The 19,534-nt window shown below is 40.2% G+C and carries 23 protein-coding genes; 8 read left to right on the top strand and 15 right to left on the bottom strand.

Features of this window, described 5'->3' with window-relative positions; translation table 11 throughout:
• Positions 1–26 precede the first annotated feature (26 nt).
• The 13 genes from COV43_00175 to COV43_00115 form a co-directional block, all read right to left on the bottom strand.
• Entirely contained in the window at positions 27–623 is a 597-nt protein-coding gene (locus COV43_00175) for a hypothetical protein (GenBank protein PIR26914.1), read from the bottom strand.
• A complete protein-coding gene (locus COV43_00170) occupies positions 620–1,189 on the bottom strand; it encodes a hypothetical protein (GenBank protein PIR26913.1) in 570 nt (189 codons plus the stop codon). The genes COV43_00175 and COV43_00170 overlap by 4 nt, the downstream gene beginning before the upstream one ends.
• A 16-nt stretch (positions 1,190–1,205) precedes the next feature.
• A complete protein-coding gene (locus COV43_00165) occupies positions 1,206–2,285 on the bottom strand; it encodes a hypothetical protein (GenBank protein ID PIR26912.1) in 1,080 nt (359 codons plus the stop codon).
• 19 nt (positions 2,286–2,304) lie between these two features.
• A complete protein-coding gene (locus COV43_00160; protein ID PIR26911.1) occupies positions 2,305–3,093 on the bottom strand; it encodes a hypothetical protein in 789 nt (262 codons plus the stop codon).
• A 57-nt stretch (positions 3,094–3,150) separates the two neighbouring features.
• Positions 3,151–4,005, bottom strand: a complete 855-nt coding sequence (locus COV43_00155; GenBank protein PIR26910.1) for an ATPase — start codon at positions 4,003–4,005, stop codon at positions 3,151–3,153.
• Between the two features lie 97 nt (positions 4,006–4,102).
• Positions 4,103–4,792 (bottom strand): hypothetical protein, encoded by a 690-nt coding sequence (locus tag COV43_00150; protein ID PIR26909.1) that lies wholly within the window; start codon positions 4,790–4,792, stop codon positions 4,103–4,105.
• A 19-nt stretch (positions 4,793–4,811) separates the two neighbouring features.
• Positions 4,812–5,312 (bottom strand): hypothetical protein, encoded by a 501-nt coding sequence (locus COV43_00145; protein PIR26908.1) that lies wholly within the window; start codon positions 5,310–5,312, stop codon positions 4,812–4,814.
• Complete coding sequence (locus tag COV43_00140; protein PIR26907.1) at positions 5,313–5,741, bottom strand: hypothetical protein; 429 nt, start codon at positions 5,739–5,741, stop codon at positions 5,313–5,315. It abuts the gene before it with no gap.
• A 212-nt stretch (positions 5,742–5,953) separates the two neighbouring features.
• Complete coding sequence (locus COV43_00135) at positions 5,954–6,358, bottom strand: hypothetical protein (GenBank protein ID PIR26906.1); 405 nt, start codon at positions 6,356–6,358, stop codon at positions 5,954–5,956.
• Between the two features lie 322 nt (positions 6,359–6,680).
• Positions 6,681–7,061 (bottom strand): hypothetical protein, encoded by a 381-nt coding sequence (locus COV43_00130; GenBank protein PIR26905.1) that lies wholly within the window; start codon positions 7,059–7,061, stop codon positions 6,681–6,683.
• Between the two features lie 27 nt (positions 7,062–7,088).
• A complete protein-coding gene (locus COV43_00125; GenBank protein PIR26904.1) occupies positions 7,089–7,481 on the bottom strand; it encodes a hypothetical protein in 393 nt (130 codons plus the stop codon).
• A 3-nt stretch (positions 7,482–7,484) separates the two neighbouring features.
• Positions 7,485–8,699 (bottom strand): general secretion pathway protein GspF, encoded by a 1,215-nt coding sequence (locus tag COV43_00120; protein ID PIR26903.1) that lies wholly within the window; start codon positions 8,697–8,699, stop codon positions 7,485–7,487.
• 12 nt (positions 8,700–8,711) lie between these two features.
• Positions 8,712–10,688, bottom strand: coding sequence for a type II secretion system protein GspE (locus COV43_00115; protein ID PIR26902.1), 1,977 nt, complete (start codon positions 10,686–10,688; stop codon positions 8,712–8,714).
• Positions 10,689–10,879: 191 nt separating this feature from the next.
• Here COV43_00115 and COV43_00110 point away from each other — a divergent pair, with 191 nt between their 5' ends.
• From COV43_00110 to COV43_00085, 6 genes are all read left to right on the top strand, one after another.
• The gene (locus COV43_00110; protein PIR26901.1) at positions 10,880–11,953 is read left to right on the top strand and encodes a type IV pili twitching motility protein PilT; all 1,074 of its coding nucleotides are present in this window, start codon (positions 10,880–10,882) and stop codon (positions 11,951–11,953) included.
• Positions 11,954–12,117: 164 nt separating this feature from the next.
• Entirely contained in the window at positions 12,118–12,864 is a 747-nt protein-coding gene (locus tag COV43_00105) for a YebC/PmpR family DNA-binding transcriptional regulator (GenBank protein PIR26900.1), read from the top strand.
• Positions 12,865–12,909: 45 nt separating this feature from the next.
• The gene (locus tag COV43_00100) at positions 12,910–13,401 is read left to right on the top strand and encodes a crossover junction endodeoxyribonuclease RuvC (protein ID PIR26899.1); all 492 of its coding nucleotides are present in this window, start codon (positions 12,910–12,912) and stop codon (positions 13,399–13,401) included.
• A complete protein-coding gene (locus tag COV43_00095) occupies positions 13,398–13,985 on the top strand; it encodes a Holliday junction branch migration protein RuvA (GenBank protein ID PIR26898.1) in 588 nt (195 codons plus the stop codon). The genes COV43_00100 and COV43_00095 overlap by 4 nt, the downstream gene beginning before the upstream one ends.
• Before the next feature lie 2 nt (positions 13,986–13,987).
• A complete protein-coding gene (locus COV43_00090) occupies positions 13,988–15,025 on the top strand; it encodes a Holliday junction branch migration DNA helicase RuvB (protein ID PIR26915.1) in 1,038 nt (345 codons plus the stop codon).
• Positions 15,022–15,345: a hypothetical protein gene (locus tag COV43_00085; protein ID PIR26897.1), complete on the top strand. Its 324-nt coding sequence runs from the start codon at positions 15,022–15,024 to the stop codon at positions 15,343–15,345. Before COV43_00090 ends, COV43_00085 begins: the two co-directional genes overlap by 4 nt.
• A gap of 15 nt (positions 15,346–15,360) precedes the next feature.
• Here the strand turns inward: COV43_00085 and clpB are convergent, their stop codons facing one another.
• Positions 15,361–17,940, bottom strand: a complete 2,580-nt coding sequence (clpB, locus tag COV43_00080) for an ATP-dependent chaperone ClpB (GenBank protein ID PIR26896.1) — start codon at positions 17,938–17,940, stop codon at positions 15,361–15,363.
• A gap of 124 nt (positions 17,941–18,064) precedes the next feature.
• On the opposite strand from clpB, the gene COV43_00075 reads away from it, so the two are divergent.
• Both COV43_00075 and COV43_00070 read left to right on the top strand, forming a co-directional pair.
• Positions 18,065–18,535, top strand: coding sequence for a hypothetical protein (locus tag COV43_00075; protein PIR26895.1), 471 nt, complete (start codon positions 18,065–18,067; stop codon positions 18,533–18,535).
• Positions 18,532–18,780, top strand: a complete 249-nt coding sequence (locus COV43_00070; GenBank protein PIR26894.1) for a hypothetical protein — start codon at positions 18,532–18,534, stop codon at positions 18,778–18,780. Before COV43_00075 ends, COV43_00070 begins: the two co-directional genes overlap by 4 nt.
• A 15-nt stretch (positions 18,781–18,795) precedes the next feature.
• On the opposite strand, the gene COV43_00065 is transcribed toward COV43_00070, so the two are convergent.
• On the bottom strand, positions 18,796–19,356 hold the full coding sequence (locus COV43_00065; GenBank protein ID PIR26893.1) for a hypothetical protein: 561 nt from the start codon (positions 19,354–19,356) through the stop codon (positions 18,796–18,798).
• Positions 19,357–19,534 lie beyond the last annotated feature (178 nt).

The raw sequence follows: 19,534 nt of genomic DNA, 5'->3' as shown, positions 1-19,534 counted from the left end.
AAATATTCTTTTTCACAAGTCCTCCTTCACTTTGGAAGGTAAAGTTCAATATTATAACGAGCAAGCAATTCTGAACCATCGTCACTATTTGAAACAAGCTTAAGATCACGAATGAGCAAAGGTTTTTCTACTTGCTCAAGCTGTTTCATATAGCGCATCAGCGAGGCATAATGCCCTTCAAGCTGTATGTGCAATGGAATGAGAATGTAGCCTTTCTCTTCTACCGAAGGTTTTACTTCGGCACCTTTGAAAATAAGGTTTTTTAATATTTTTTTATCGGAAAGATAAGCGATAGTATTTGTGGTTTCTTGTGCAACATCTTCTGCCTTATACTTTAGCACTTTTTCCAACCTATCATTGTTTATTGCTTCTTGTTCTTGTTGATCTTTTTTCTCTCTTTGCTGCGAAGATATTTTTTTATCTAATGCTTGAATCAATTGTGATACTTCTTTTTTTTCTTTTTCTACTTTAGTGAGTTCTTTTTTTACATCATCAATAATTTTATTCTGAGGAGCAAGTAAACTATCATAAAAGGAAAAAAGAATGATGCACAAAAGCACTCCAAAACCAACAACCTCTCTTACCGTTGGTTTTTGTCTAAAATCTATTGATGATAAACTCATATCCCTGCCTTCAGTCGTTCTGTATTAATTTCTACTTGAACGTGAAAATCTATTCCTTGATCTTCAGTTTTTCCAAGATCTTTCGTCCCAAGTAATTTTGCATTCTGAAAAAGAAGTGAATCATCCAAACGCGAAATAAAATGTGCAATCATACGAGAAGCATTTCCTCTTCCCACAAGATCTAAAAAATATGCGCCCTCTTCTTCTTTAAGACTTACCTCAATAGATTTTAGTCTAATTTGTTTTGGAACTCGCCCCGCCAATTCTTGCAGCAAAGACGACCAAACCGGAGGATTTGTAAAAATGGAGGTAAGTTTTTTTTCAGCTGTTTTTTCAAGCTGACGTTTTCCCGCAAGCTGTGCAAATTCAAGTCGTTTATCTTTTTCTAAGCTAATCTTTTTCAAGGCACCCTTTTCATTTCCAATTTCTTTTTGAAGATACGCCATTCTCACGGCACCAACGCAATACCAAGAAACGAGAAGAAGGAGTAAAAAAAGAGAAAACAATCCCATCGAAGCATAGTTAAAAGAAAACGGTCCTGTTTCTAAAAAATTCATTTTTTTCATGAGTATTTGTCCAAAACTATGGAACTGCCATTCCTGCTGCAATTGAAAATTCAAAACGCCGATGCTGCAAAGTGTTATCGAAATCTTCAACTGCTGGTATGTGTTCGAAGGGATCGAAAATTTTTGTTGCTACTCCAAGAGCATGGTTTAATTGTTCGACCAATCCAGGAACAGCAACGCCCAATCCACAAACGTAAATTTCGTCTATTTTATCTAATCCATACATAATACAAAACGCATCTATTGAACGCTGTGTCTCAATCACCAGTTGACTTCTAAATTGTTTCATTAAGGTTTCATTTGCAGAATCCAATGCAAAGGGAACTCCACGATGCAATGCTAAGGTTTGCTCTCGCAGTATTTCACCTACCTTCACAATAGCCTGTTGACCACCAACCCCAAGCTGTTGCGCAAAAAGCGAAACAAGAGATTTAATGCTGCTGTTTGTAAGTGGCCGCGAGAAGAGAGCGCTTTGCTGAGAGAGCACTGTAAAGTATGCGGTATCTTCTCCAATAAAAAGTGAAACAGTGTGTTTATCGTCACTCAGAAGATTATTTGCATTTAAAATGGAGCCCAAAGCAGAAACAACAGGTTCGAGAGAGACAAGTTTTAGGCCCAAACTTTTTGCATATTCAGAATATTCCTTAACCGCCTCATTGGAAACCCCATACGCCATCAAAGCTTTTTTGCCTTCTTGGCTAAATTCGGGAATGGGAGAATGACCAACTTGGTAGTCATCGATGGAGCATTCGATATGTTCTCGAAAATTCCAGCGAATCGCTTCTTGCAAATCAAAATCGGGCATGTCAGCAAGACTCATTCGTCTGACCCTCAAACTATCATGCTCTAAAGCAATTCCGCAGGATTTAGATTTTCCACATATTTCTTTTAAAAAAAGTTTTACTTGTTCTTTTTCTTCATCTGAAGCTTCTTTGAAATTGATATCAATCAATCCATATGCCTCTAAAACCAACGAACCTGCATGGCGAGAAAACTTAACATACTTAAGCGTGCCCCCCTCAAGATCAATTCCAATTCTATCAGGAGATCTCGTAAGCAGTTTTTTTATTTTTGAAATTGATTCTTCTAATTTCACTCAACCCTCACAAGCAAGTTTAACCACCAATATTTAAAATACGATCTCGAACTTGATCTAAAATATAAGGCGGAAAATTTTTTCCAAGAGCAATCACTTGTTTGTAGTAAGCAAGTGCATCATCGGTTTTTTTGTTTAAATCGGAAACAAGTGCCAAATGAAAAAGGGCTTCAGCATAATTTGGCTTAAGCTCTAGTGCTTTTTGAAGGTGTGTAGTTGCCGTATCGTAATCTTGTTTATGAATATCAAGAATAGCAATGTTGTTGAGTGATTCAGGATAATTAGGCCTCAGATCTAAAGCCTTCTTGAATGCCTTTTCAGCCTTTTCGGTTTCGCCTCTTTTGCGCAATACCACTCCAAGGTTATTCCAAACCTCGGCATCTTTTTCATCAATTGAACTTGCAGCATTTAAACTTGCCCATGCCGTGTCAAAGTCTGACTTTTTAAACGCATCAACCGCTTGATCTTTCAGTTTCGCTACTTCTTGTCTCGCTGTTTCATCAAGCACTTTTTCTGTCTGAACAGATTTCTGACCCGCTTGTTTTAAGGCTATTTGAGGTTTGTTGCTTGACGAAAAGAAAGTGTTGTAGAGGAAAAAAAGAAACAAAACTGCAAACACTCCAAGCAATACGATGGTTCTTTTCGATGGCGCAGCTTTGAAAAGAGAACTTTTTACCTCTGCAAATACCTGAGGATTTGTTGGACCATCTGAAGTGGTATCTCTTGAAGATGCTGTTGCACCGTCAGAAGATTGTTGTGATTGCTTTTGTAATTGCGCTTTTTTCAGCGCCTCATGTATTAACGACATCTATCTCCCCCAATCTAGATGCAACGACATATCATAGACTCAAAACATTTTCCAAATTTATTGTGAAAGGACAAAACTTTTAATTGTTTCCCAAAGAGGAGTTTTTTGTTTCCCCTTCCAGTCATTCACTGCAGATTTCACCGCATCTTTTCCTACAATATAATTTTCTTGAAGAAACGATGCCATGAGAGCTCGATCACAAATTAAATTGATGAGACGCGGATATCCCTTCGACTCATCGAAAATAATACGATAAGCTTTCGGATCAAAAAATACTTTTCCACTTCCACCTGCAATTGAAATTCTGTGATTGATATAACGCATCATTTCAACAAGAGACAACGGTCTCAAGTGCACTCTTGTTGTTACGCGCTGATTGAGTTGTCGCAACTCATGCGCTTTCAGTTTTTTCAATAATTCGGGTTGGCCAACAAGCAGAATTTGCAAAAGCTTTTGCTTTTCCGTTTCTAGATTTGTAAGCATGCGAACCATTTCAAGCGCCTCGTGAGTTAAATTTTGTGCTTCGTCAATAATCACAAGCGCAGAACGCCCTTCACTCGCGAGAAAAATTAAAAACTCATTAAGAGCCTGTATAAGTTCTTGCGGAGACTCGGCGGTTGAAGAGCAATTGAAGTCTTTGATGATGGCTTTGAGGAGTTCGGGGATAGTGAGAAGTGGATTAACCAAAAGTGCAGTCGCTATTGAGCTATCAAGCCTGCTGAGCAACGCTCTGGACAAAATAGTTTTTCCAGCACCAACTTCGCCCGTGAGAAGGGAGAAACCCAAACGCTCCTTCACAGCATATGATAACGTGCTAAGTCCTTGTTCATGCTGCTTTCCAAGATAGAGATATTGAAGATCGGGGGTGATTGAAAACGGCTTTTCAGACAAACCAAAAAATTTTTTGTACATAGAACTCCCCTCTCAAGATGCGAGACGGAGTATAAACAGAGAAAACTAAAATTGCAAAGAAAAATCTTTTTAAATCATGGGATTATATGCAAAAATGTCATTTAAAAGCTAAGGGTTTTAAAAGTATCTCACTTCTGTCCGAAAATCCCAAGACCATATTTAAATTTTCTTGAGCAAAGTTACTCCTAAATGAAAAAGTAAGAGTGTGTCGATCAGCATCGGCTAATGCAAGTTTTTGAAGCGTCAGCGAAAGATAACTACTCTTGCTGTGTTCTTGTGAAAAGGACCGCAGCACATTTCCATCAAACGTAACAGATTCAAGGGCTGGAAGATCGTGCGAAGGATCTTTTAAAAAAACCTGAAAAGTTTCAAGTGTAATTTTTGAAAGACATTTTTTTCTTATATAAATGGTGATGTGCTGGGAATTTTTTTGAACTCCCTCCTGTTCAACACAATCGGAAGCTAAATGAGGAATATGAATACTGTACTTACTTTCTTCATTTTTAAATTCACTTTTCACAGAAAGAAAACGTTGCTTGTTATTGATGGAAGTAGAAAAATATCCGCCATCAAAAGCTTTTTTTTCTACAACGGGAAAGCCACCATATTCAATCTGAGCAAGCGCATACTCAATACCAGCCTGGGCAATATAGAATGCCTTTCCTCTCTCCATTTGACTTTGCCAAGAAGGGCTTGGTGAAAAACCTTTCACAAGCAAAAAAACGACTAAAATAAAAAGAACCAAATAGAGAAAAGTACGGAAATATTTTAAAATAAAAGGTTTCATCTTGATAAAAACTTAAATTCTATCCTTCTTGAAATTGTTCATACATGTATGAACGTGGAAAAACTTCTGTGCGCAATCGAAGCATCCCACCTTTTTCGGGAATCGATACAAACACTTCGTATTTTATTCTTTTGAAAGGCGAACTTGCATCTATTTTTTTTTCATTCATATCAAAACTGATCACATCATTCAATATCTGCTCTTGATTTCTCCATAAATGAGAAGAATGTCCTTTCTGTGTTTTTCTATACGACAAAACATTTCCTTCAGTATTGAGGAAAAGAATTGAACCATCAGAGACCGAAAGAACATCACTTGGTTTCAGCAGCAAAAAATCATTTGAAATTAAACCAAAACTTTTCCCCAAATCACTTAAAACAATACCTCTATTGGAAATGAGGTAATAAATTTCTTTGCTCGTAAAAAAAAGGGAAGCGCCAACGCCGATAACAATAACCACAAAGAGAGTTATGAGCACGTTTTCATAAGGCAGCTTTTTTTTGTAAATATTTTTTTCCATTTAATACCTAGTGAGTAATGTTGAGAAAGAAACTGATTGCTTTTTGTCGCCACCCCAACTCACCATTACCGTAACTTTTTTGTATCCTGAATCAGAAGAAGCACGAGAAAAGTTCTCAGACTTTACATTCTCAATAGAAACCATTCTCTGAAACATAGAAAAATCTTCTGAGAAATCTTCCTCAGGATATATCTCTGGTGTAATATATTCAAAGCCATAATAGGCTTTATGGGAAACAACTTCTTCCATTTTTTCTTGTGCTAAGGCTGTTGCAATTAACTCATAATCAAGCAGAAGATTATTTTGAAGTGATTTGGAAATAATAAACATTCCCAAAAGAAGAAGGAGGGAAAGAAAAGCAAAGAAAAACAAAAGATGAAGAAATGACCCTTCTTCTTTTTTCACCTTTATTTCATGCTCATGATTCATTTCACTCTCCGTATATCATAAACTCGGGAGCAAGCTCCTGAATTTAATCCAGGGAAATCTGAAGAACGGTTTTCGGCCCCAAGGGGCCTTAGCTTTAACTGCTGTACTCGGACAAAAAAGAAAACATGAAGAACAAATAAAAAGGAACCAAGTCTAAAATATCTTGGTTCCTTTTCGTTCATAACAATTGCAATCCTTAGCAAAAAAATTTGTTAAGGAGCCGCTGCTTCAACCTCGAAGAGTCCTGTTGCTTGAGTATAGGAATAGTTTACAGCACCATTACCATCATCAAACGAATAGGTTGTAGTATCAACTTTTTGCCAGCTGGCATCATCAATACCATTTGCTAAGATGCCGTTGAAACAATCTCCGGCACAAGCACCAACAGCAGCTGTATCTAGAGCTGCAGGATACGAACCGGTACCACCATTTTCGATCATATCATTGGCACGAGAAAGCTGAACTCCAGCTCTAACCGCACCGATCACACCGTCACGACTTGCTTGTTCAGCAGAAGTCGCGAGCTCGAGGAATCTTGGCATTGCAGCAATCGCCAAAATACCCAGGATAGCAATGACGAGCACAAGCTCAATAAGTGTAAAGCCCTTTTGATTCATAACCGTTACCCCCTTCTCAAATTGCAGCAAGCGTGACCATCACTCTTGCCCCACACTAGTTTTTAGTAAATATTGCAGCTGTTTCTACTGCATTTCCTACTTCTTAAAATTATACTCTTCTCATTTTTTCCGTCTAGTCTTTTTATTCTTTTTTTATAGGCCTAATCTTTTGTTTTATAAGGAGAAAAAACAAGCACTCCTTAAAAGAGAAAATGACACACCTTGGAAAATCAATGAACACAAGCTCTCTGCGCCGGATAAGTTCTAAAATAAAGCTATAGCAAACGAAGCCGAGAGCACTATAAAAGGGTGAAAAACAACCCTACCAAAACTCATACCCCTTACTTGAACTTCTCACCCAAGCTGTTTTGACATCATAGGCGTAGGCGTGCTCAAAAGGATCTAAAACGTCTCCTTCTTCAGACATTGGAGGAACGTATTCAAGATACTTTCTCTTTCTTTCTTCATTCGGAAACTTGTATTCGGTTTCGATAAGCTCTTTAATGCTTTCAGGACTTCTCTGGTTAATAGATTTAAAAAGTTGAACAGAAGTTCTTAAAAGCTGCAACTCATAAAACATAGCCTTTTGCTTGTTAATGTGTTGTTCAAACCGAATAGACGCAATCAGTAATCCGGCAGTTAAAAGAACAGCTCCGAAGAGAGCTAGTTTTTCGATCGATCTTTTCTTTTCGCGATTGTACATCTTCCCCCCTTGAAGCAAGTTATACATCTACCAATAATGAAATCCCTTCGCCTTACTTTCTATCCAACCCGTTTTTGAATTATACTGGTATGTCTCACCAAAAGGATCTATATACTCTCCCTTTTTTTGTGGTGGCATCTTTTCTAAATACACCATTTTTTTTCCATCCGGAGACTCATAGCTTTCTTTCTCCAAACTTTCAAGTGAATCAGGAAATTTTTTGTTGAGCGTGTAATATAACATCACTCCCGACCTCAACATCGTAAGTTCATTTCGCAAAATTTTTGCATTTTCTTTTTGCACTCGCGCTTTATACAAACTTCCGGAAAGCATGAGTGATAAAAAAATAACAAGCGCAACTAGAACAAGCTCTTTTCCAACGATACGATATTCTCGGTTCACAATAACTTCCTCTGCCATTTTTTATTTCACCACGGTTGCCAAACTCCACATTGGAAGAAGAATGGCCAGCGCAAGCAATATCACCATTCCAAAAATACCAACAAGCATAATGGGCTCTAGCAATGTAGTAAGATTTTTTACGGTATGATCAATTTCGATGTCATAGTGCTCTGCAATAGTGGACAGCATTTCATCCAAAGCACCAGCCTTTTCACCAACCGATGTGGTTTCTATCATCACCAAGGGAAAATAAGATCGAGAACGCATACCTTCTGAAAGGGTTGACCCTCTTGAAATATCATCTCTGATTTTTTTCACTTCCAGAGCAAACGCTGCGTTTCCAATCACGTTTGCCACAACGTCTAGACATCTGGGCATTGATAAGCCCGAGCTATAAAGCGCTGCCATAATATGGCCAAAGCGTGAGTTTGCAACTTTCAAATTGAGGGGACCAAACACTGGAAGGTTAAACTGCATTTTATCAATTTTCATACGCCCAGTATGAGTGCTGTAAAACCGTTTATAGAGATAGACAATACCTACCACACCAGCAATCGCAATATACCAATAGTTCATCACAAAGTTACTGATGGCAATAAGCATTCTGGTTGGAAGCGGAAGGTCTGCTCCATAATGGGAATAAAACTCGGCAAACTTTGGAATCACAAAGGTCATCAAAAAAGCAACTGCACACACCAAAACAAAAACAACAATCTTAGGGTATAATGTGGCACTCTTGATATTTTTTTGGATGGTAAATTCACGGTCGAGAAGGTTAGACAAATTTTTCAGCACTTTCTCAAGAATACCAGCCTCTTCACCCGCCGCTAACATGGAAGTGTAGAGTTCGTTGAAGACTTTTGGATGGCGACTGAAAGACTGTGAAAGAGATGCGCCGGCTGCAATATCAGCTCTGATGCGGTTCAGCGCATTGGCAAGCGCAACACTTTTCACCTGCTGCCCCATGGTAGAGAGAATGGTATCCATGCTCACACCAGCTTTGAAGAGTGTTTGAAACTGTCGTGTAAATACCATAAGCTCTTCTGGCCTTACGCGATTGAAAAAACCTTTTACACTTTCAAAATTAATCTGACCTGAACGAATTTCATGAACTTTAAGCGGGATACAATTTTGAGCAAACAAACTCTCTTTCAATTCATCAGGAGAATTTGCTTCAATTTCACCGGTAATAAGTGTGCCCTTTTTATCTCGCGCACGATAATGATACATTGGCATATGGCTTTGTCCTTAATCTAATTCGGTTACACGAAGCACTTCGTCGACCGTTGTTTCGCCTGCAAGCACAAGCTCTACTCCACGCTGCCTCAAACCCTTGGAACCTTCTTTTCTTGCAAGAGCAATAATCTCTTCTTCTTTTGCACCCTTCTCAATGGCCATTCTTATTTCTTGATTCACAATGACAAAGTCGAAAATACCCATCCTGCCTGAATATCCTGTCATCCTACATTGCTTACAGCCTTTACCTTCAAACACAAAAAGATCGTGATCGAAGTGCACACCAAGACGATCGAGCTTATTCGTTTCTGCTTTCACCGATTGTTTACAATGGGGACAAATTTTTCGCACAAGCCTTTGCGCTATCACACCAATAAGAGCTGAAGAAATAATAAATCGCTCAATCCCCAAATCCCCCAAGCGCGTAATGGCACCAACTGCAGTATTCGTGTGCAGTGTAGAAAAAACCATGTGACCCGTAATAGCTGATCTCACTGCAATGTCTGCAGTTTCTGCATCACGAATCTCACCCAGCATAATCACATCGGGATCCTGACGAAGAATAGATTTCAGCGCGGTAGCAAAGGTCATTCCTGCTTTTGTATTTACCTGAGCCTGATTCACACCCGGCATTTCATTCTCAATAGGATCTTCGATAGAAACAATATTTTTGTCTTGGGAGTTTAAACGTTGAAGCGCCGAATAAAGTGTTGTTGTTTTACCAGAACCTGTTGGACCAGTTACAAGTAAAATCCCGTACGGTTTTTCAATGAGCTCACCAAATTTTTTCTGTTCGTGCGGAGAAAAACCAAGAGCTTGAAGGGTAATCACATCACCTTGACCAAGCAAACGCATAACCACTTTTTCACCATGCATCGTAGGGTAAGTAGAAATACGAAGATCAACTTGCTTACCCGCAACCTTAAGCCTGACGCGACCATCCTGTGGAACACGACGTTCCGCAATGTCCATCTCCGAAATAACTTTGATACGAGAAACCAAAGGTAGGCTCATATTTTTTTGCAAAATCATTCTCTCTTCAAGCACACCATCAATACGAGTTCTCACTTTTACCAAATTTTCCATCGGCTCAATGTGAATATCACTAGCTCCTTCAACAACAGCATTTTTGATGATGCGATTTACTTCGGCAATCACCTGCGCACCCGAAGCCATTTCTCTTAACTTTTGCGCTTCTTCGCCCTTTTCCTTTTCGCCATATTGCACCACCACAACATCGTCTTGCTGTTCTTTTCCAGATGTTCTTTGCTCTATGAGGCGATAACTTTCCTTAAGTGCTTTTTCAATTTGAATAGCTTCGGCAAAAGTGAATTTCACTTTGAACTTCAAGGCAAAATGAATTTCATCAATATAAAAAATACCAAATGGATCCGAAACCGCTACCAACAAAGTATCATCTGTTTTGGAAAGAGGCATAAAGTGATATTTATGGGCAATACTCACCGGAACTAAACGAACCATGTCGGGATCGAGAGTGATTTTTTCAAGATCGCTATGATCAATAGCAAGGCGATTCAAAATAAATTCAGCAAGGATATCCTGAGATACAAAACCCTTTTTCACCAAAATACTTCCTAGGTTTTCTCCCAGATTTTTTTGACTCTCTTTAGCAACCGCAAGCTGATCAACACTAATAATACCTTCGCTGACGAGAAGAGCTCCGATATCATTGCTATTTTGCACGTGATCAAAAGGAATCTTAGCCTCTTCTTTTGTACTGGAAGATGAAGACTGTTGATCTGGAAGTTCAGATGAAGAAACAGAAGGCTCAGCGTGATGGGGGGAAGAAGGTGTAGGAGATTGGCTTTCCTGGCTCTGTTCTGGTTTTGGGTCACTTTGTGGCGGTTTCTGGGCTGGAGGATCGGAATCTGGAGCAGATGCAGATTGAGAAGGAGAAACGCTTTCTCCCTCTTTCCACACGTCAGAAAGCCGAGTAATATTGCCGTGTGTATCCTTTTTGGCTTCCATTTCCTTCCCCCCCCTACGAAACCTAATGATAACAGCCTGATAGCCTAGAGTCAATCATCGCAACTCTCGCTGATCAGAAAAAAGTCCTTCTTCTCCGGGAAATATCTTTTCTTCAAGCACTTTTGTGCTAGAATAATCAAAAATAGCAGTGATTTTAGCGCGTTAGGGCGCTTTATTTTGGGGGAAAAGCTATGCAGAGTCTACGAGAGCTTCTGACGCAGATTGTGGAAATGAAGGCAAGTGACCTTCACATTAACGTGGGAGTTCCCCCCACCATGAGGTTTGATGGAGAGCTTAAAGCAGTAAATGACCATGTTTTAAGCCATGATGAGGCCAAACTCCTCTGTTTTGAGTTTTTGGAGCCCGATCAGATAAAACGCTTTGAGGAAAAGCTTTCTGTCGATTTTTCCTTCGGCATCGATGGAGTGTCCCGATTTAGGGGAAATCTTTATATCTCTGTTGGTAATATTTGCGGCGCCTTTCGCCCTATTCCCCATAAAATTCCCGATGCAGCAGAAATTGGACTTCCCAATGTAGTGGTGAATTTAAGCAAACGCCCACGTGGACTTGTGCTGGTCACAGGCCCAACAGGTTCTGGTAAATCAACCACGCTCTCGGCACTTTTGAACTTGGTGAACAAAACACGTCACGACCATATTGTAACCATCGAAGATCCCATCGAGTTTCTCTATACGCAAGAAAACTGTGTCATTAATCAGCGTGAAATTGGAAAAGATTCTCATACTTTTGCTGATGCACTCAAGTATTTACTTCGCCAAGATCCTGATGTGGTACTGATTGGTGAGATGCGAGATTACGAAACCATTCAAAGTGCCATCACCATTGCCGAAACGGGTCATTTGGTTTTTGCAACACTCCATACAAACACTGCAGTGCAAACGATAGACAGGATCATCGACGTTTTCCCTCCTCATCAACAAGCACAAGTACGAACTCAGTTAAGCTTCATACTTGAAGGCATTGCGTGCCAATCACTTGTTCCCAAAAAAGATGGAGGAAGAACTTTGGCAATGGAAGTAATGGTGCCAACTTCTGCTATCCGAAATCTTATTCGTGAAGGCAAAACACATCAGTTATATTCTCAAATGCAAATGGGACAAGATAGAACTGGAATGATGACCTTAGACCAATCGCTTGCCGAGCTAGCCCGCATGGGTATTATCGCAGAAGACGAAGCCGAAAAACGCTGCGTGAACCTCGAAGATTTTCACAAACTTCTCAAAGCTCCAAACTTGAGAACGTAAAAAGAAAAATTCCCAGCTCACAATTTCTCCTTTACCTTTAGCTTAATCTTTTTTAGCATGAGCCACTCCATAAACGCTTGTTGCACATGGATTTAAACCGAATCTTCAGAGCGTAATCACTGCATCACGTCATGAAGAAAAACAAACGAAGTGAGCTGTAAAGTATGTCAGGACATTCCAAGTGGTCTACGATTAAACACAAAAAGGGAGCCGCCGATGCGAAAAGAGGAAAACTTTGGTCCAAGATTATCAAAGAGATTACCATTGCCGCAAGGGACGTCGGTGGTGATGTCAATAGCAACCCCAGGTTACGCGGCATCGTTGATAAAGCAAAGGCCGCAAACATGCCGAACGAAAACATCGACCGGGCCATTAAGCGTGGGACGGGTGAGCTTGAAGGGGTTAACTACGAAGAAATAAGCTTTGAAGGCTACGGCCCAGGCGGAGCAGCGCTTTTTATTGAAACTGTTTCAGACAATCGCAATAGAACTGTTTCAGAAATTCGTCATCTGCTCACCAAAGGTGGCGGAAACTTAGGTGAAAATGGATGCGTGGCTTGGATGTTTGAACGTAAGGGACAAATTACGTTTAACGCCAAAGAAGTAAACGAAGACACCCTCATGGAAGTGGCTCTTGATGCTGGTGCTGAGGATATTGTAAACGAAGATGAGCTTTTTGTCGTTACCACAGACCCCACTTCTCTTCACGATGTCAAAAGTGCGTGCGAAGCAAAAGGCTTAAAAGCTACGGAAACTGAGTTGCAAATGATTCCTACAAATACCGTTGCATTAGATGACGCTCAAGCCGAAAAAATGTTGAAGTTAATGGATGCCCTTGAAGAACACGATGACGTGCAAAATGTGTATTCAAACTTTGATATTGATCCAGCTGTAATGGAAAAAATTCTTTAACTTACAACCAAGAGTAGGCATTAAAATGCTCTTCATCGTGCAGCTATGATTATTCTTGGCATTGATCCCGGCAGCAGAATAACGGGCTATGGCCTTGTTTCTCAAAAGGGAAGTAAATCTACTCACATCGATAACGGCGGTATTTTTGCCCCTAAAACAGCTCCGCTTTCCGAGAGAATTCATTTCATTCACGAAAAAGTTGCAGAGCTCATCGAACTTCACAAGCCACACTTGCTCGCATTAGAAAATATTTTTGTCGCAAAAAACGTAAAGAGCGCCATGATTCTGGGACATGCACGCGGCGCCATTATGCTGGCCGCAGATAGACACCAAGTTCCTATTTACGAATACACTCCCACCCAAGTAAAACTTGCTCTCACCGGCCAAGGGCGAGCGAGCAAAGAACAAATTCAAAAAATGACTCGCATGCTTCTCAACCTTAAAGAAATTTGTTTTGAGGACGCGGCTGATGCACTAGCTGTTGCAATTTGCCATGGGCAGTCTTATAAACTGATGGAAAGGATTTCACTTCGATGATTGCTCTGCTCAGCGGAAAACTTGCAAACAAGAAACTCGACTCGTGCATTATTTCCGTTGCTGGCGTTGGCTATGAAGTTTCTCTTTCTCTCTCCACGTACGGAAAACTTCCAGAACTTGGACACGAAACAACCCTTTTCATTTATACGCACGTACGCGAAGACCAGTTTCACCTTTTTGGTTTTCACAGTGAACAAGAAAAAGAAACGTTTAAAAGTCTTATTTCTATTTCTGGCGTTGGTCCAAAAATGGCACTTTCTATTTTGTCAGGATTACCGGCTCAGGAATTGGTGAGCGCCATTAGCAATCAAGACTTAGTGCGTCTGGTTGCCATTCCTGGCGTAGGCAAAAAAACAGCTGAGCGCATTATTGTAGAATTGAAAGAGAAATTCAAAAAAGCACTTTTTGCTGAAAACAAAATTGTGGGAAGCATTCAAACAACACAAGCACAAGAAATTCGCTCGGCCCTTACCAACTTGGGATATCCCGCTCACATTGCGGAAAAAGCGGTGCAAAGTATTCCTCAACTTGAAACACTTTCTCTTCCAGACGCCATCAAGATGGCCCTTAAGGAGTTGCGATAATGATGAATGAAAGAGAAAACGATCTTCTTCTCCTTGATGACAATGATGATGAAAAAAATCTTGAGCTCTCGCTGCGACCTCAAAAACTCAAAGAATATATCGGACAAGATTCTATCAAAGAACGGCTGGCACTCTTTATTGAAGCGGCCAAGCAACGATCAGAGCATTTAGATCACGTGCTTTTCTCTGGCCCTCCAGGACTGGGCAAAACAACGTTGGCGCACATTATTGCGAATGAACTTGGAGTAGATGTTCTTGTGACTTCCGGCCCAATTGTAGAGCGAGCTGGCGATCTTGCGGCTTTGCTAACCAACTTGAAAGAAAACGACGTGTTGTTTATTGACGAGATTCATCGTCTCAACAGAACAGTGGAAGAAGTGTTGTATCCGGCAATGGAAGATTTTCAGTTGGATCTTATGGTTGGCCAAGGTCCAAGTGCAAAAAGTGTGAGGCTTGATCTTCCCAAGTTTACCTTAATTGGAGCAACTACTCGTTCTGGTCTTCTCACTTCGCCACTGCGTGATCGCTTTGGTGTTCAGCTTCGGCTCGATTATTATCCTGCCGAAGACTTGAGTGAAATTGTAAAAAGATCAGCTGCACTTCTCAACATTGCAACTGATGAAAACGGTGCGTTTGAAATTGCAAAACGCTCGCGCGGAACACCACGAATCGCAAACCGCCTGTTAAAGCGTGTCCGCGACTTTGCGCAAGTGCGCGCAAACAGCATTATCAATCAAGATGTTGCCCACAATGCGTTGAAGTTATTTGAAGTGGATGAAAAAGGTTTCGATCACATGGACCATAAAATCATGCTCACCATTATCAACTTATTCAAAGGTGGACCTGTTGGCATTGACACTCTTTCCTCTGCAATTAGTGAAGAAAGAGAAACCATCGAAGATGTTTATGAACCGTTTTTGATTCAGTGTGGATTTATCAACAGAACTCCGCGAGGACGAGTTGCAACCGAAGAAGCTTTCAAATATTTTGGGAAAAGAATGCCTCATCAAAAAAATCAGGCGAATCTTTTTACAACATGAAAATACTGAAGAAAATAATTGCAGTTTTTTTTACTCCCTTCCGTTTCTTTCTTAGTCTTGGGATTGCTGTTTTTCTTTGGTTGAGTGTATTTGGTGATCAAGGCATTTTGCAACTTGAGCGTCTCAAAAATATAAAAAATGAACTCCAGCTAAAAGAAAAAAAGCTGGAAGCAAAAGTAAAAGAGCTCGAAGAGGAACAAATTATTTTAAAAGATCCAAAAAACCTTGAAATGGTTATCCGTACCGAACTTGGCTTTACAAAACCTGGCGAAGTTATTTTCCAAAAAGAAAAACCATCAGAAGTTCAAGCTTTAAAATAAATTTTCTCCCAAAAACTATTCAAAGCTTAAAGCCTTATCTTTAAATCCTACTTTGATTTTGTCGCCATCTTTATATTTTCCTTCAAGCAAAGCTAGTGACAATGGATCTTGCACATATTTTTGAATAACTCTCTTAAGCGGGCGAGCCCCATAAACAGGGTCCCAGCCATGTTCAGCTAGAAAATCCTTTGCCTCTTCAGAAAGCTCTAAATGCAGTTTTCTGTCAGCAAGACGTTGTTTCAATTTTTGGAGTTGAATATCTACAATGGCCTTAATTTGTTCCTTTTTTAAACTGTGAAAAACAATGATGTCGTCAATGCGGTTGATAAACTCAGGTCTAAACTGTTGCTTCATCGCATCAAGCACTTTTTCTGTCACAGATTCATCATCGCCCGCTGATTCAGTGATATATTGACTTCCCACATTTGAAGTCATGATGAGAACAGTGTTGGTGAAGTTAACCGTTCTTCCTTGGCCATCAGTGAGCCTGCCATCATCAAGAATTTGCAGAAATAAATTGAAGACATCTGGATGCGCTTTTTCAATTTCATCAAACAAGATCACGGAATAAGGTCTTCTGCGAATAGCTTCAGTTAAATATCCACCCTCTTCGTAACCAACATATCCGGGAGGCGCACCAATGAGACGTGAAACAGAATGCTTTTCCATGAACTCACTCATATCAATGCGCACCATTGCGCGTTCATCGTTGAAAAGGAAATCGGCTAAAGCCCTTGCTGTCTCTGTCTTTCCCACACCTGTTGGACCCATAAAAACAAACGAACCAATGGGACGATGCGGGTCTTGCAAACCAGCGCGCGCTCTTCTTACAGCTGCAGCAACTTTCTGAATGGCTTCATCTTGGCCAATCACTTTTTTGTGCAGCGTGTCTTCCATGTGAATGAGTTTTTCTTTTTCACCGGAAAGTAAATTGTCAACAGGAACACCTGTCCAACGAGAAACAATATCGGCAATGTCATCCGCGGAAACATCTTCCGTGAGCATTTTTTTCTCATCTTGAAGCTCATCTAGTTTTGCCTGTTCTAATTCTAATTTTTTATTGAGCTCTAAAATAATTCCGTATTTTAATTCAGCCGCAGTTTGCAAATCTCCTTCACGTTCAGCTTTTTCTTGATCGTGTTTAGCCTGTTCAATTTCACTTTTTAGTTTTCGAATCTGAGCAATATGTTTTTTCTCTTCTTGCCAATGAACTTTAAGCGTTGAAGATGTTTCCTGCAGTTCAGCTACTTCGCGCTCTAGTTTTTTGAGACGGTCTTCACTTGCTTTGTCACTTTCTTTCCGAAGCGCTTCACACTCAATTTGACGTTGAACAATACCACGTTCAATTTCGTCAATTTCTGTTGGCATTGATTCTACCTCGATGCGAAGCTTACTTGCAGCTTCATCAATAAGGTCGATGGCTTTATCGGGAAGAAATCTGTCAGCAATATATCGGTCTGAAAGTGTTGCTGCAGCTATAATTGCGCTGTCTTGAATGCGCACTCCATGATACACTTCATATTTTTCTTTCAAGCCACGCAAAATGGAAATGGTATCATCCACAGATGGCTCGCCCACAAAGACTTGCTGGAAGCGTCTTTCCAGAGCTGAATCTTTTTCAATATACTTTCGATATTCGTTAAGTGTGGTTGCTCCAATACATCTCAGTTCACCACGAGCTAAGGCTGGCTTTAACATATTAGAAGCATCCATGGCACCTTCAGTTTTTCCAGCTCCAACCAAAGTATGCAGTTCGTCTATAAATAAAATCACCGCACCATTTGAAGTGCTCACTTCTTTCAAAACGGCTTTCAATCGTTCTTCAAACTCGCCTCTGTATTTTGCACCAGCTACAAGCGAAGCAAGATCAAGCACAATCACTTGTTTCTCTTTCAACGTTTCAGGAACATCACCTTTCACTACTCGCTGCGCCAAACCTTCTACAATAGCGGTTTTCCCAACACCAGGTTCACCAATGAGCACCGGATTATTTTTGGTGCGTCTGGAAAGCACATGAATGACTCGGCGAACTTCTTCATCGCGTCCAATTACAGGATCAAGCTTTCCTTGGCGTGCAAGCTCGGTAAGATCACGGCCATATTTTTTGAGTGCTTGGTATTTTCCTTCGGGTTCTTGATCTGTAACACGATGCGCACCACGAAGTTCTTGCAAGACTTTTTGCACCACTTTTTTATTCACGCCATTTTTTTCGAGAAGAGGTTTTTCGGCACATTGTTTTGTTTCCAAAATACCGAGGAGCAAATGTTCGCTCGCAACATATTCGTCTTGCATGTCGCTGGCTTCTTTAAAGGCCGCATCAAAAGCTGATTTCAACTCTGATGAAATATAGACTTGGCCTGTATTTGCCCCACTCACTTGGGGAACTTTCTCAAGCGAAGCTTGGAGTTCGCTGCGAATCAAAGAAACGTTCGCCCCAATTTTTTTCAGGATGGCCGGCACCAGACCTTCTTCTTGATCGATGAGACTCAGCAAAAGATGGGCTGGAAAAATCTGCTGCTGATTTCGCTTTCCAGCTAAATCTTGCGCTGCCTGAACGGCCTCTTGAGCTTTTACGGTAAGTCGGTCAAAACGCATATATTCCTCCCTTAAACGGTAAGGTGGAATATGAGGCTTCTTTCAAAAAAAGCAAGCTGGGAGAGGGAAAAACCAGAAATATTATACTCATTGACATTTCTCTATTTGTATATACAATGTATATATGTTTCTTTTACGCATTACTGAAGCCCTCAAAAAGAAAAAAATCGACTACGCTCTCGTGGGTGGTTATGCCCTTTCACTTCATGGTGCTGTTCGAGGTACCATCGATGTCGACATTGTGATTCGCAGCTCAAAAAAAGACTATGTTGCACTTGAAAAAGCACTTCTTGCTTTTGGTCTTGCACCAAAATTGCCAGTTGATGCGCAACAAATTTTTGATTTTCGAGAAGAATATATAAAAAACAAAAACCTTGTTGCTTGGTCTTTTTATAATCCTAAAAATCCAATCGAACTTCTCGACATCATTATCACCCATGATCTTCAAAAAATGAAAACTGAAAAAATCCACTTTCAAAACCACGAAGTAAAAGTAGCAAGTATCAGTGAATTAATTAGCATGAAGAAAAAAAGTGGACGCACGCAAGATAAAGAAGATATCAAAGCTCTTGAAAGCATTCGGAGGAAAAAATGAGACCCGTACAATACTTCACCCTAGAATATTTGGAATACTGCAAACAATTGACGATTGAACAACGCTTAGAATTTCTAGAAAGTTTTCGATTGCTTCAAGGAAAAAAACAAAGTGGAAAAACAAAACTCATCAGCCTCCGCATAGATCAAGACGTCCTCAACGCCTTCAAAATAAAGGCTCAGAGCAACGGAGTAAAATATCAAAGCAAAATAAAAGAACTCATCTCAGCTTGGCTTGAGGAGTAGATATTAATCTACCTTCTACACTTGATGAAGTTGTAAAGGAAAAACAGGATATGTGCGAGCATGCTGATCTTTAAGTGCTTTTAAAAGAGCCCCAGTTAATCTCGGTATATGTGCGTCCTCAATAGAAACCCTAGCACCAGAACCATAATTTCCAATATATACCACACCACCGGTTTCAGGTCTCAAAATCACTTCAGCCCCTCTTGTTATATTTGCACTTTGTGTTCCAAACTGAGGAATCATCATACCCATAAGCATGATAAGTGGAACATTTACTCCTTTCTCTGTTCTTGCATCTGCAGCTTCCAGGATAATCTCATCAATATTAGGGTTAACAAAAAGGCTTGCGAAACTTAACAAGTCTTGCAAGGGAAGCCGCTCCTCATTTCTGCTTAAGAGAACTTGCAACCTCGCCCTTAAACCTGCAAGTGCTAAGTCGCTTCCCACTGAATGATTTCCTTCATGATTATGAACATGATTAAGAGAAGATAAGAGCACTCCCACGATTGCAGTTATTTCAGTATCTCCACCGTCCAGCCCATAACCCTCATCATCAGGCGAAAAATTCCACTCCATCTTCACACAATTTATGCTTCCAAGAAAATGTTGAGCGGAAAAAGTAAGATTACCATACCTTGGATTACGTATGGCTTTCACTTCAAATCTAGGGCGTGTTAACACTAATTGACAAAGAAGAGATAAAGTGAGATGTGGGAGGGATGGAACTTACAAAAGCTCAATATGAGCGTATTCG

Source organism: Deltaproteobacteria bacterium CG11_big_fil_rev_8_21_14_0_20_42_23 (assembly GCA_002796345.1).
Taxonomy (GTDB): Bacteria; UBA10199; UBA10199; order 2-02-FULL-44-16; family 2-02-FULL-44-16; genus 1-14-0-20-42-23.
The sequence above is the reverse complement of the archived record's forward strand: the minus strand, read 5'-3'. Positions and strand labels throughout refer to the sequence as shown.